The sequence below is a fragment of the Hymenobacter sp. UV11 genome (assembly GCF_004684095.1).
Lineage (GTDB): Bacteria > Bacteroidota > Bacteroidia > Cytophagales > Hymenobacteraceae > Hymenobacter.
In genome coordinates this window covers 1-12,578 of sequence record NZ_SRII01000031.1, presented here as the reverse complement: position 1 = coordinate 12,578, position 12,578 = coordinate 1, and the positions used below count along the sequence as shown (strand labels likewise).

Here is a 12,578-nt window from a genome sequence, read left to right as displayed (position 1 = left end):
GTAGAGACGCGGTAGTAGGCGAAGTAGGCGGGCACGGGGGTAAAAAGGGGTAGTTTCAGGCGAAATTAAGCAAAAAGACATTACTTAAACGGTCGTTTACAAAATGTCTTTCTCGCCCAAAAGCAGGTGTTACGGGCCGATACGGTCCTTAAGTAACCGATTCGTCCACCTGCGAAGTGGCACGGGCTACCTAGCCTACCTTCTACCTTTGCGGGATGCCCCCCTCTACTGCTTATCCACTGGTTGGTAGTGCCCTCAGCGCGTTGGTTTTCGCCTTCTTCGGGAGCGCGTGGCTGAGTTTAGGGTTAGCGGCCACGCACCAGCTTACCCGCGCTACGGCACTAGTAGTGGGTGCTGGGCTGCTGCTGCTCGTGTTGCTAGCCAGTTGGGTGCTTCGGCAAGCCAAGCGCCTACCCGCGCCTGCGGCTAGGCCCGCGGACGCGGTTCAGGCGCGGCGGCAATGGCAAGTTTTTGGGCTAGTGAACGCGGGCCAGTGGGGAGGGATATTCCTGGCCAGTTGGCTCTTACCCCGCCTGGGACTCGCGGTGTATTTCACGCCCGTGATGGCCGTGCTAGTAGGCGTGCATCTGTTTCCGCTGGCACGGCTGTTTCGCTATGCCAGCCATTACTGGACGGGGGGCGCTTTCTTGCTGTGGGTCGCCGGCTGCTTGCTGCTGCTGCCTTCGTCCCAGTGGCAGGCCGACGTTGCGTTGGGCGCAGGCGTTATTCTCTGGGGCAGTGCGGGCTATGGCCTTTGGCGAGCTAGCCATCAGCTGTGGGGCTAAGTCCGGGTTCAGGCACAGGGGAAGCGCTGGAAGGAGCAGCTGGCTGGCTGGTTGTTCACGGAACGCTCCTTAGGGTAACAGGTATGCCAACCCCTTGCCGCATGGGGACCTGCTGCCAAGAGCAAGCTAGACTAGGAGAATATGCTCCCTATTCTCCGCGTACTTCTCTTGTCACACCTCACAACGTTCGTTTAAAAAATGTGACAAGCGCCTCAGCCGGCTATTTGGAGAGCATCAGAAAGTGTGGGGCAGTCGCAGTCACCAAACTCTTGACTACTGCTGACAGAACTTCTACCGATAGTCACTTATCTAACTGCCCCACACTTTTTGATGCTCTCCTTTTACCTCTACACTAATTCGCCAACAGAATCCATTAGGAAGAAGAGCCCGCTTAGCGCACGCTCAGGCGCTGGGCAGACGATGCTTGCAGCACCTGGCCCTGGGCAGTGCGGGGAGTGAGACGCACGACATATATCCCGGCCGCCAGCCCGGTGGTGGGCAGGGCGCCCCGCGCCGCACCTTGCGTAGCAGGTAGGGTGAGGTGCCTCACCACCTGGCCCAACGGGTTGAGCAGCGTGGCTTCCAGGTAGCGAGCCGCAGTAGGCAGCCCGGTGGCAGCCAGCGATACATCTGGCCCGTTGGCTGGGTTGGGATAGAGGGTCACGAGCGGGGCTGTGGTAGCGGCTACGGGCTGGGTAGGCAGGGGCGCACCCATGATACTAGTTGTATTCAGTAGCACCCCAGCTGTGCTACTGCCGTTGTTGGCCGTCAGCAGGTCAGGCTTGCTATCGCCGTTCACGTCAGCCACCGCAATACTGCGAGGATAGCTGTCAGCCCCCGTGCTGAAGGTGGTGGCCGCCCCAAAGCTGCCCGTGCCCGTGCCCAGCAGCACCCCGGCCGTACTGCTGCCATAGTTAGCCGTGAGTAGGTCAGGCTTACCATCGCCGTTCACGTCGGCCACCGCAATACTGCGAGGATAGCTGCCAGCCCCCGTGCTGAAGGTGGTGGCCGCCCCAAAGCTGCCCGTACCCGTGCCCAGCAGCACCCCGGCCGTGTTGCTGCCTTGGTTAGCCGTGAATAAGTCGGGTATGCCGTCCCCATTCCCGTCGGCCACCGTAATGCTAACGGGAGTGCTGCCAGCCCCCGTGCTGAAGGTGGTGACGGCGCCAAAGTTGCCCGTACCTGTGCCTAGCAGTACCCCGGCCGTGCTGCTGCTGGAGTTAGCCGTCAGCAGGTCAGGCTTGCCATCGCCGTTCACGTCGGCCACCGCGATGCCGTTGGGATAGCTGTCAGCCCCCGTGCTGAAGATGGTGGCCGCCCCAAAGCTGCCCGTGCCCGTGCCCAGCAGCACCCCGGCCGTACTGTTGCTCTGGTTAGCCATAAGTAGGTCGGGCTTGCCATCGCCGTTCACGTCAGCCACTGCAATGCTAACGGGATAGCTGCCAGCCCCATTGCTGAAAGTGGTGGCCGCCCCAAAGCTGCCCGTGCCCGTACCCAGCAGCACCCCGGCCGTGTTGCTAACGGGGTTAGCCGTCAGCAGGTCAGGCTTGCCATCGCCGTTCACGTCAGCCACCGCAATACTGCGGGGGTAGCTGCCAGCCCCCGTGCTGAAGGTGGTGGCCGCCCCAAAGCTGCCCGTGCCCGTGCCCAGTAGCACCCCGGCCGTACTGCTGACTTGGTTAGCCGTGAGTAAGTCGGGTATGCCGTCCCCATTCACGTCGGCCACCACGATGGCGTAGGGAGTGCTGCCAGCTCCGCTGCTGACGATGGTAACGGCGCCGAAAGTGGCGGCCGTCTGGGCCTGCGTCGTGCCAGCCGTACCCAGTAGCAGTCCCAGCCCCGCCAGCAGGCCAGCCTGGGTATGTTTGGCCCATCCAGGGTAGAGTAGGAGGAAGAAATTTGTCATGAATTAAAAGAAGTAACGTATTGATTTTTGAATGATTAGGAAAATAAATGAGATTACTTATGCACTTGCTTATCGGGTGGAGAGCATCAAAAAGGGTGGGGCAGTAGCGGATACCAAGCTATTGACCACTGCTGGCGGAGCGTCTATTGCGAGCCATTTACCCTACTGCCCAGACTTTTTGATGCTCTCCAATAGGGTAAAACTTCCGACTCTTCAGGCGTAATTGTGTCTGGAGAGTCGGAGGTTTTACCCTATTTGGTCAACAACACCCCAGGTAGTGGCGGAGCCAATCTGCACGGGGGGCGTGCGGTTGGTGGTAGAGCCATCGCCGAGCTGGCCATAGGTATTCAAGCCCCAGGCCCAGAGGGAGCCATCGGTGTGCACGGCCACCGTGTGGCTGCTGCCGGCGGCTACGCTCTGCCCGTAGGTGGCAGTAATGCTAAACAGCCCGATTAGGAGCCCGCAGACCAACCGGTAAAAAGCGGTCGGGCCAGGCAAGGTACGGGTCCGTCGTAGGAGGAAAGAGGAGCTAACGTTTGAGAACAGCATAGGAGGACGGTAAAATTATATAAAATATTTGTTTTTTGCTCTTATTAGGAGGTATTTGAAGGATAAATGCAAAAATAGGTTATAGCTGCTAAGTGCCCGCTTCGGGGGGAGGGCAGGGGCACTTAGTAGTCTCCTAGTCGTTGGGGTCGGTCCGGGCCTAGCCCATTGCCCCGCTTAGCAGTGGCAAAGACGGGTGCAGTCTGCTAGGCCGCCGCTAAGCTGGGACGCGGCTGCCCGGAAATAGTACTACCCCACCCCCGGCGGTGAGTCGGCCCAAAACTGGCACATATTCCAAGGTTGGGTTTATAATGATCGTCATGATAAGTTGGCGACCTATTGACGAGAGGCGTAGCTGCGGACCATGCCGTGGGGAACTAGTCCACGCACTGCGTCAAGGCGGTGGACTGCGTCAAAAGTCAACCAACCGCAGCTCTCAGCTCCTGTAGTCTGGATAAATACGTAGAATAAAGGGGGGTATTTATCACGTTCGAAATAAGGGTTTTAGCGGGTAAAAGCATAATCTATGGCTGGTAATTTTGTAGTGAGAGGTGCGCCAATCGCCAGTATCCCCGTCGGCTTTTTGGTTGCTGCCTGCTAGCCTCCTATTCCTCCCCGTTATGCACTCCCAGCCCCACTTACTCTCGCCTATCGCTACCCTGGACCTGGACCAAACCGCAGCTGTTCAGCAGATGTGTGCGCAACTGCGCCACGCACCGCTGTTCCAGCCGGCGCTCCACATCGACTGCGGGCAACTGCGCTGTCAGCGCACGCTCGGGGTCAGCCACGTCGTTTCGCAGCTCCTCTTGCTGCACCGGGCTGGGGCTAGTATCTGGCTGCGCAACGTCAATGTCCCCCTGCGACGCTGCTTGCTGCTGTTGCAACTCGGCTCTCTGTTCCACTTCGTGGACCCCACCTAACCGGGGCTGGTGTTCTGAAGGGCGCCTGACGCCGGCGGGCTTTCCATGGTAGAAGTGCTCCCCTACGGGCCCGCTCAGTGGTGAGTGCCCATAGGGGAGCACTTCTACCATGGTCCGGCACCAGGCCTAGCTCCGTGATAGACTCGCCTCGCAACCCTGGCCGCCGGACGCCTAGCTGGTGGTTTCTTACACGTGCAGTAGCGCGGGCGCGCGATTCTCGGCGAGGGTCCTTCTCGCTGCGCGTAAGCGTGGCCCGATTTGCTGCACCCGAACGAAGAACCCGCTCAAGTCGTGGGAGAGGATCTTCGGCGTGGCATTTTGGCGCCTGTTGAATAGGTCAGCGTGGTGCTGATAGTGCTTGGCGGCACTACTATCCTCTGTGCTCCTAGGCGTCTACCTAAACTACAAGCTAGCGTGGCTGCTGGTTTTGCTAGGCTTTAGTACAGGCTTCATTGCGCTCTGCGGCGTGCTCATGCTCATCTACTGGCGGGTAGCCGCCGACTAAGGAAAAGCTAGCCAGTAAATAATGGCACAACCGTCATTAAGTTAGTGGAATACTATTTTATACCAAATTGATTAGCAGTTAGTTAGCCGCCCAAATAGCCGGGAATGTACTCTTCAGCAGCACCATTGTCGCTGCCGCTACATTCTCGCCCGGCTTGGCCTTCGTTTCGAAGTCTCGGAGGATTGGGTAGGTCTCCTTAAGCAGCTTCGTTAGCTGCTCCTCTCCTATTACCACTTCTAGCACTTTCTTAATTTGGGCCTGCGTCAACTTAAGCTTCTGTAGCCGCGTTTGCACCTTCTGCTGCAAGGGTGTTAGCTCCGACACTAAAGCAACTGCAGTGCCTTTTTCCAGCGGGAGTGTTAGCTGCTTATGCTTTCGCTTTACATTACTCTTGATATGAAACTCTACCGCATCCACACTACGGCCTAACTTGTGTTCAACATAACTGATATCAAAATTCAGCCCATTAAGCTCATCTACTGCAGGCTTCAGTACACTGCGCCTATACTCAGTGAACTGCTGATATGTGTTCAGACCGGTAGTCAATTCGCGCAGCTTATCAACTTGAACAGTAACCGGTGAGCGAAACTCCCATGATTTAAGTAACCAATAAAACCGATGAGTAAGCGTGCTCTTAATACTAAGCAAATCACCGACTTGGCCTAAAGTGAAATTATCTACCAAATTAGTGAGATAAGGCAGCACATCATCAGAGAAATAGCCTGATAAAGTCCCCTGCCCGCTATCCAATTTAAGCGAATGTACCAGTGGCACTAGATGCAAATCTTGCTTGCGGTTGGGCATAGGCAACTCAATGCGAACAGCATCCAGGCCCTTCATAGCTGCATGCAGCTGATTGTACCCTCCTCCACCTAGCTGTGTGGGGCTAGCCAAATCACTTAATGGCACCACAATTCGCCTGCTGTCAGTTTCCTCTCTCGTTAGACCTTGTAAAAGCAACACAAAAATGCGCGCTTCAAGTAATGTCATCGCCCAAGGTCGTTCTAAAAGCACATTGCTCTGCGCAACTGTTGCCGGACGCTGACTAGCTGTAGCTGGTGTCGTTGGAATGTGTTGAGGTAAAACAGTAAGTGACTCACCTGCGTCTTGCTTAGCTTTCACTACAGCGGCATAGGCTTCTTCTTGCGTATCAAAGTAGCCTAGGCTTTTTGTCTTACCATTCAACCGGCCTTGCGCCTTCCATCGTCCGCGAGTCTTCTCGAAGGTGGTACCTGGGTAAGGATTGATAGGCATAAGTAACTGAGTAGGAACGCCGCAAGATAGTCAAGATAATCGGATTGAGATATGAATAATACTGAGATATTTTTACTATCTCAAGGGATAATCGGTACTATCTCAGGGGATAATCAGTACTATCTCAAGGGATAATCGGTACTATCTCAGGGGATAATCAGTACTATCTCAGGGGATAATCAGTACGATTTCGTGCTCATTAATTTTTGATTTTCAAGAAGTTACGCCGTCTCTAATGATTTAATAGTATTAATAAAAAAATAAGGAATGAGACTTCCTATTTTTTTTGAGATAGCTAAGGGGTATTCAGTACTATCTCAGTTCAACGATTGCTTCGCACACTAGGGGGGCGGCCGAATTTTACCAAGTTTGCCCTACTCATGCTGAGATAGTTGAAAGGGCTGTACAACCAAGCTAGTACTTATAGTAAGCTCTTAAGTTTAATTGACATCTTGTGCGACACTAATTCAGCCACTACATTTGCTAGTACATTAGGCTTCATGATTGATATCGTTTATGACATCAGTCATGAAGTCATAATATAAAATTAAAAGTTTATGATTCACGTAGTTGGAGGATATAAGGGAGGTAGTGGAAAGACCACGACGGCTACTAATTTAGCTGTTTTTCTGCTGCGGCAGGGAAAGCGAGTGCTCTACTGCGATGGCGATGACCAACGTACCGCTAGTACGTTCAACGAGGTGCGACGGGACTTTAGCGACAAAGCCCCCCTGGACCTAATCGCTTTGAGTGGCGCCAAGCTACATGTTGAATTGCTTCGACTAGCAGGTGGGTACGATGATGTAGTTATTGATGTAGGAGGTACAGATTCTACTAGTCAGCGAGCAGCACTAGCGGTGGCTGACATATATCTAAGCCCCTTCCCACCTAGAGCTGCAGATTTATGGACCAGCCAAAAGGTAGATGATCTAATAGCGCAGGCACAAGAAGTGAATTCAAAACTACGGGCTTATTCCTTTCTTTCTCGCAGCGACACTTATGGTCTAAGTGGAGCGGCTGGCCAGAATGCTGCCGCTTACTTAGGAAATCTGGCTCACATTACCTTCTTACCTCTAGTCATTGGTAATCGCATCGTTTTTGACCGTGCTTTATCATTAGGGCTCTCTGTCCTAGAACTAACTCCCCCTGACGTCAAAGCCACATTTGAAGTAAATGCCCTATTCAATCATCTCCAACTATTGACTCGTGAAAAAGCCTAGTCCACCTATGCCAACCTCAATGCGAAAGGCCGAAGCATTCATTGAGGCCGGCGGCAGTACTCCTACCGAAAAAGCTCAGGCCAAACCTGAGAAAGCTAACGCGCTTACAGCGTTCACTCTTCGGTTATATAGAAGTAAGCTTGACAAACTTTCAGTCCTTAAGGATGCACGCCGCGCCGAACGCTTAGTCCAAGATGACCCTAATCATGAACCTATCTCGGTTAATTCATTAATCATCGAAGCCATAGACTTACTGTTAAAGCAAGAGGCCAAACGTACTGCCAAAAAAAGCGTCAAAAAAGATGTCAATTTATAAGTCAAAATTGAGGTCATAAATGAGGTCATTCATAACATCATTTATGACCTCATTTATGACTTATAAAACTTTGTTGATCAATAAAGTGAGTGATAAATAATGTACTTATTTTTTAGAAATTAATAAATGTTTGTGTCTGATTTTTTACTCTCGGTTAAGATGGTAATTTTAGGCACTGATCCCTTTGTGAGCGTCATTGAAAAGGTATCACAATGTTCAAAAAACATAGTTCGCTAAACCAATCTCCAAGAAGTTTCGGGACCGAGTTCTTGAAATAGCAAATAGCGGCTTTTAGATCTGGTTGGCTAGGACAGGGGAGGAGTATCAGGCAGTTAGGCTTTTTGAGTCTGGAGACAATGTGAGCAGCTTGTCACTTTTTCAGGCCAACTTTTAAGAAATGTGACAAAGCTCGAAACGGGGGGAGTTTTGCCTCATGAGTCGCTATGTCTGCTATTTTCGGGTAAGCACCGCCCGCTAGGGGCACTCTGGTTTGGGCATCGAAGCCCAGCAAGCCGCGGTGCTCTGTTTCCTGCCTTTGGACGCCGTGTGGGTGGCGGATTACTTGAGATGGAGAGTGAGCACAAGAGTGCGAGGCCGCAGCTGCTGGCGGCGATTGCCCAGGCCCAGCGCGAGAACGCGGTGCTGCTAGTGACCAAGCAGGATCGACTGGCACGCAGTGTGGCCTTCTTGGCTACGTTGATGGATAGTCGGGTGCGTTTTCAAGCGGTGGACCTGCCCGCGCCCGATGAGTTTACCTTGCACGTCCTGGCTGCCGTCGCCCAAAAGGAAACCGCCTGTTTGCGTGTTGCCCTAGGCCATCAGAAATGCAGTGACAGGGCGCAAGTAGTCGTAGCCGAGGGCGTGCATGGCTAACTCTAATTTGAACATGATGCGCAAATACTATTTTGGGTAGTTTTAAAATTCAGTGCTGGCACTGATGCGCAATAGTTGGGAATGCAATGTCCTTTGCACTAGATATAGGAGCCTCACTACAGGAGCTTCATTAGCCAACTGCGCCAATAGTTAAGGGCGTACAGAGCCTGAAAACGCGTCAAAAAAGACAAAATCCACTCTAACTAAACGATAGTAAACAATGGAAGATCAACCATCCCCGAGCAATCCACAACCTGCTTTAACGAAATCGGAGTTAGCCACTCTAGACTTTGTTATTGCAGATGCTATCGAAAAAGGCGAACCATTGACACTAGACAGCTCAGCGGGTTTCACTAGAATGATAATGCGGGACGCTGCCAAAGAGCTTGTAAAACAATTGGTAAAAAGGATAGTGCGTGGCGGTCCACAAACTGAAACTGGTACTCCTATTGATGAAAGGAAGGTTAGAGAGGCCATGGATGACGTTGCTTCGGAAGAGGTTACGTTAGATGACCTTATTGCTTTTCGCAAGAAATTTGAAGGATAAAACGTGGGCGGTGGTCTAATTTTTGGTTAGACTTAAATGATGGGCACTAATGCACACCTGAAGTCGCACTTGGTGCATGCTGAGCCCTTTGCTGAACGAACAGGACCGACGCACCAACGCGCCACAGTGCTGGTGCGACGAACAATTGAGCGCTTCAACGATGCGGGTCGCGCCACTGCCTTTGAGAATGGGGCAGTGGGCGGCGCGGGGCACCCCCTTCGCGTAGGCTTTCTAGGCGTCGGTGTAGTAGGTGGTGCGCTGCTATTGCGAGCGCGAAGCGCTTGCCACAAGCGCCGGGCCGTGGCCCGGCAACCCGGGTCATGATGTGCCGCGTCGCCCGCCCCACAGCCAAGCTTTGCGCTCGCGCCGGCCCACAAACGTCCACATCCCGTCTAATTCCAGGTCGGCCGGTTCGCTCGGCGGTGCTGTTTTCGCTTTTTTTGTCCGTTTAGCAACTGTCGTGCGGGCCACTCCCATTACGCGAACAAGGCTGCGTTGCGAGTTGCGCTCCACTACTAGCTTTTCTACCTAGTCATAACGGGCAGCCCGCGCCGGTGCCGCCGGGTTCAGCACCGCCTGATGGCGGCACATGGTTCGTTAGTTATTTGTTTTGCCGCCGCTCAACCCATTCTTGCGCAGGACTGAACTGTCACATTTCGCGCAGGTCAATGTTGTTTGAAACATCGCTAAAAATAAGACTCACCAGGACTCAGACCACCACCAAAACTATGTTATTTTTATTCTACTTCTTTCTGATTTTATATGCTTTATTGAGCATTATCTATCAAATTGAAGGGAGAGTTAAAAATAAGTTGGCGGAGTTAGATCGAATGGGACTATTACCTTCCTGGGCCTTTTTTGCCCCCAATCCAGGTATAAGCGATTTTAGAATAATCTTTAAGGACTACCTTGATGATAAGACAGAAAGTGATTGGGAGGAAGTGAATTTATATAGTAACAAATCATTTTATAGATTTTTATGGAATCCGGACAAACTTATGCAAAAATGTATTTATGACTGCATTCAATCTTTCCTCTTGAAAGCCGTCGACAGTCATAATCAATCACTGCTAATTTTGTCTTGGGATTACATAAAATTGCTGGAGTTGGTTATAGAAGAACAACATAAGTTAACAACATCCAAAATTCGATTTGTTATTCTTTCTTCTCAAGGGTTTCTACCAACACGGGAAACGAGTTTACTATATGTTTCAAGAAAACATCCAATAAGACATGCAAGCACATGAAACGATTCACACTGTAATATCCTTGATTTGTTTAGGGACAGCCGTGTCTTCATTGGAGGTAATTTATAATTGGAATAAGCTAAAGCTGTTTTTCAGAGACCAATCCTTATCATTGATTAGTGACAAATACGTACCTAGCCTGACGTATATTGCATTTTTTGCTCAGCTCTTTCTATCGTCCTTGTTAGTATTGAGTTTTTTTTCTTCATTCCCCTTATTGGTTCCTTTGTTGGTGCTAACAGTATTTAATCTATTTATTATATATGCTAAACAAGCAGGAAGAGACGGAGCTGACCAGCTTCAATCGATAACTCTTTTAGTGTTATGCCTAGCTATTATTATTGATAAAGAAGGAGCTTTTCAGGCAGCCTTATTTTTCATTTCTTTTCAATTATTGTTAGCTTATTCGACGTCTGGAATTGCAAAATTACTCGGCTCTGAGTGGCGTAAAGGTAGAGTTGTTAGCAAAATACTGAGTACTGAATCACATGGGTCTAAGAAGGCTAGTTATTTTCTTAATAAATATATATTAGCAGATAAAATGGCGTCATACATGCCGATCTTATTATTTTCTACCCTTCCCATGACTTTCTTTTTTGGAACACAAGAGCTTTTGATACTTCATCTATCCTGTATATTTATGTTTCACTTAGGGTGTGCATTACTTATGGGTCTTAATAACTTTTTATTTGCCTTCCCGTTTTGTTACCCAGCTATTATTTATAGCCAAAATTATAAGCAATTTTGGGTGTTGTTAAACAAATAGCGCAAAACATCCAACTCAGCTGCATAATAGCATTATTAATAAGATTTATGCGGTTTTGTAGAAATTTATCTGGAAACATAAAAAATTATAGTCTTAGGATTCGTTTTCTATATCTACCTTCTATTGCTTCAATGGGGCATGTAAAACTATCATCCCTGGATGCTCTTACGGCGTATTTATGCCTCATCACTAGCATTGAAGCTGATTGGCTACTGAGTCGGCCTTGGTTAAAATTTTGGTTCAAAAGTTGCATTTGGACCAAGTACAGAATTAGAAAATGTCTTGTCCTAAAATGAGTTGACCATTAATTCCTCGCAGATGGAACATTTTTTTTTGCTTTGCAGCCAAGCGTATGAGTTGAAAATGCGCCAGATGGTCGTTCTTGAAGTGACTTAGCGTCAGCGTAAACCTGTTGCCATCTGTAAGCACAGCCAACGCCGCCATACTTATGTTAGCCCGCAAGCCAAAGTAGTTCTCCAAAAGCTCTTGCGTCTGCACAACATTGCTAACTGCTAGGTTCGGATGATTAAGACTCATAAAATTATCTTGGTGAGCTCACGGAATGGGGGAGAACTGGGCTTCACAAACCTACTGTGGCTGTTGCAGAAGTCTGCTTAGAGTTTTAAACGCTGTTACTCGTCTCTTAATCAACTCAGAAAACGGGTGCTAACGCCACTTTTTACCCCTTTACGCTGATAGCCTGTCTTGTTGAATGAACCAGTGAGTTCGGCAACAGCCACTACCGTTTCTCGAATGACTTTGCCACCCACGTTAACCGCCCCAAAAACACCGTTTTTGGGGCGGTTTTGCGAGGAGGTTTTTCGAACACTTCTCAGTCCCCGATATTCTCCCCTTTTTTGGCAGGGTGCACGAGCGGTTTGACTGGAAAACCTACTGAATTGCTTTCTTTAAGCCCATGAAAGCAGAAGAGGTTATTGAGGTACTAAACTCCCGGTTTCTCATTGATACACGGGCGAAGCTCAAGGATGCTGCTACTCCGTCTAAGTGGGGAACATGGTTTCTCATTCCCGTTCCTAACTATGTCGAAGCCTCTACCTACGGCCCCGTTCCCACGCGGGAAGTAGAGTGGATTGAACTCGATCCCATTGTCCAGCGACACATTGGGCGCCGCGTACCGCCTCAAATCATTGATCATACGCCGGAGCTACTGCAACAACTAGCCGAGCATGGCATCTCAACGCAGCTGGTAGACGGACGGATCCGAATACTTCTATCAGTAAAGTGACGGGGCGATAAATCAACCGTAAGAAGGGGCTCAACAAGTACCTCGCGTGACGAGTGGCTCAGAAAGTCCATCGCTAGTGCGTTTCTAGCCCGTAGTGGGGGTTCAGCAAGTCGAGAAAGGGGGTATCAACATGGTGCACCTTTCGGGGCCGGCAGGCTTCATTTTTGAACTAAGCTCTTGCTCAACATCCTCAATTGCTCGCTGCAGCCGGCACTGGGAAAATACCACCTTCGAAGCTCAGCGTCGGCCGCAGCCGACAGGGCAACACGCCTGCTGTTAAGCGCACGCTACCTCAGTGCCCAGGCGTTTCACAGGCGGTCAAGGCAGTATGCAAGCGGTGACTCTCAATCAGAAAATACTCGACGGCACGCGTCGTGCAGGGCGCGGTGCTGGTATAACTAATTTCTAAGTGGCGAGCCGCTACTACGTCCCCGCGCTGCCACATTT

General features: G+C 50.6%; 14 protein-coding genes. 10 read left to right on the top strand and 4 right to left on the bottom strand.

Annotation, left to right across the window (positions count from 1 at the left end; all coding sequences use genetic code 11):
• Positions 1–215: 215 nt before the first annotated feature.
• Positions 216–785 (top strand): hypothetical protein, encoded by a 570-nt coding sequence (locus E4631_RS25155; protein ID WP_133658634.1) that lies wholly within the window; start codon positions 216–218, stop codon positions 783–785.
• A gap of 391 nt (positions 786–1,176) precedes the next feature.
• Here the strand turns inward: E4631_RS25155 and E4631_RS25150 are convergent, their stop codons facing one another.
• Together E4631_RS25150 and E4631_RS25145 are read right to left on the bottom strand one after the other, a co-directional pair.
• Entirely contained in the window at positions 1,177–2,691 is a 1,515-nt protein-coding gene (locus E4631_RS25150; protein WP_133658633.1) for a VCBS repeat-containing protein, read from the bottom strand.
• A 246-nt stretch (positions 2,692–2,937) separates the two neighbouring features.
• Complete coding sequence (locus E4631_RS25145) at positions 2,938–3,189, bottom strand: hypothetical protein (RefSeq protein ID WP_205704321.1); 252 nt, start codon at positions 3,187–3,189, stop codon at positions 2,938–2,940.
• Positions 3,190–3,857: 668 nt separating this feature from the next.
• On the opposite strand from E4631_RS25145, the gene E4631_RS25140 reads away from it, so the two are divergent.
• Together E4631_RS25140 and E4631_RS26870 are read left to right on the top strand one after the other, a co-directional pair.
• Entirely contained in the window at positions 3,858–4,157 is a 300-nt protein-coding gene (locus E4631_RS25140; RefSeq protein WP_133658631.1) for a hypothetical protein, read from the top strand.
• 379 nt (positions 4,158–4,536) lie between these two features.
• Positions 4,537–4,662: a hypothetical protein gene (locus E4631_RS26870; RefSeq protein WP_262709817.1), complete on the top strand. Its 126-nt coding sequence runs from the start codon at positions 4,537–4,539 to the stop codon at positions 4,660–4,662.
• A gap of 78 nt (positions 4,663–4,740) precedes the next feature.
• Here E4631_RS26870 and E4631_RS25135 read toward each other — a convergent pair whose 3' ends face one another.
• Complete coding sequence (locus E4631_RS25135) at positions 4,741–5,916, bottom strand: RepB family plasmid replication initiator protein (protein ID WP_133658630.1); 1,176 nt, start codon at positions 5,914–5,916, stop codon at positions 4,741–4,743.
• A gap of 557 nt (positions 5,917–6,473) precedes the next feature.
• On the opposite strand from E4631_RS25135, the gene E4631_RS25130 reads away from it, so the two are divergent.
• The 6 genes from E4631_RS25130 (at position 6,474) to E4631_RS25105 (ending at position 10,885) form a co-directional block, all read left to right on the top strand.
• On the top strand, positions 6,474–7,136 hold the full coding sequence (locus E4631_RS25130; RefSeq protein ID WP_133658629.1) for an AAA family ATPase: 663 nt from the start codon (positions 6,474–6,476) through the stop codon (positions 7,134–7,136).
• Positions 7,137–7,155: 19 nt separating this feature from the next.
• Entirely contained in the window at positions 7,156–7,452 is a 297-nt protein-coding gene (locus E4631_RS25125; RefSeq protein ID WP_167797051.1) for a hypothetical protein, read from the top strand.
• Positions 7,453–8,019: 567 nt separating this feature from the next.
• Positions 8,020–8,325: a recombinase family protein gene (locus E4631_RS25120; protein WP_133658627.1), complete on the top strand. Its 306-nt coding sequence runs from the start codon at positions 8,020–8,022 to the stop codon at positions 8,323–8,325.
• A gap of 220 nt (positions 8,326–8,545) precedes the next feature.
• The gene (locus E4631_RS25115) at positions 8,546–8,872 is read left to right on the top strand and encodes a hypothetical protein (protein WP_133658626.1); all 327 of its coding nucleotides are present in this window, start codon (positions 8,546–8,548) and stop codon (positions 8,870–8,872) included.
• Between the two features lie 728 nt (positions 8,873–9,600).
• Entirely contained in the window at positions 9,601–10,119 is a 519-nt protein-coding gene (locus E4631_RS25110) for a hypothetical protein (protein WP_133658625.1), read from the top strand.
• A 190-nt stretch (positions 10,120–10,309) separates the two neighbouring features.
• Positions 10,310–10,885 (top strand): hypothetical protein, encoded by a 576-nt coding sequence (locus E4631_RS25105; protein ID WP_135318673.1) that lies wholly within the window; start codon positions 10,310–10,312, stop codon positions 10,883–10,885.
• Positions 10,886–11,155: 270 nt separating this feature from the next.
• Here the strand turns inward: E4631_RS25105 and E4631_RS25100 are convergent, their stop codons facing one another.
• Positions 11,156–11,422: a hypothetical protein gene (locus tag E4631_RS25100; protein ID WP_133658623.1), complete on the bottom strand. Its 267-nt coding sequence runs from the start codon at positions 11,420–11,422 to the stop codon at positions 11,156–11,158.
• A 379-nt stretch (positions 11,423–11,801) separates the two neighbouring features.
• On the opposite strand from E4631_RS25100, the gene E4631_RS27160 reads away from it, so the two are divergent.
• Positions 11,802–12,131 (top strand): DUF6678 family protein, encoded by a 330-nt coding sequence (locus E4631_RS27160; protein WP_368028009.1) that lies wholly within the window; start codon positions 11,802–11,804, stop codon positions 12,129–12,131.
• Positions 12,132–12,578: the final 447 nt, after the last annotated feature.

Bases quoted from the DNA above. Each gene is read 5' to 3' on its own strand.
- E4631_RS25155 (WP_133658634.1), top strand. From the start codon at position 216: ATGCCCCCCTCTACTGCTTATCCACTGGTTGGTAGTGCCCTCAGCGCG.
- E4631_RS25150 (WP_133658633.1), bottom strand. From the start codon at position 2,691: ATGACAAATTTCTTCCTCCTACTCTACCCTGGATGGGCCAAACATACC.
- E4631_RS25140 (WP_133658631.1), top strand. From the start codon at position 3,858: ATGCACTCCCAGCCCCACTTACTCTCGCCTATCGCTACCCTGGACCTG.
- E4631_RS25135 (WP_133658630.1), bottom strand. From the start codon at position 5,916: ATGCCTATCAATCCTTACCCAGGTACCACCTTCGAGAAGACTCGCGGA.
- E4631_RS25130 (WP_133658629.1), top strand. From the start codon at position 6,474: ATGATTCACGTAGTTGGAGGATATAAGGGAGGTAGTGGAAAGACCACG.
- E4631_RS25125 (WP_167797051.1), top strand. From the start codon at position 7,156: ATGCGAAAGGCCGAAGCATTCATTGAGGCCGGCGGCAGTACTCCTACC.
- E4631_RS25120 (WP_133658627.1), top strand. From the start codon at position 8,020: ATGGAGAGTGAGCACAAGAGTGCGAGGCCGCAGCTGCTGGCGGCGATT.
- E4631_RS25115 (WP_133658626.1), top strand. From the start codon at position 8,546: ATGGAAGATCAACCATCCCCGAGCAATCCACAACCTGCTTTAACGAAA.
- E4631_RS25110 (WP_133658625.1), top strand. From the start codon at position 9,601: ATGTTATTTTTATTCTACTTCTTTCTGATTTTATATGCTTTATTGAGC.
- E4631_RS25100 (WP_133658623.1), bottom strand. From the start codon at position 11,422: ATGAGTCTTAATCATCCGAACCTAGCAGTTAGCAATGTTGTGCAGACG.
- E4631_RS27160 (WP_368028009.1), top strand. From the start codon at position 11,802: ATGAAAGCAGAAGAGGTTATTGAGGTACTAAACTCCCGGTTTCTCATT.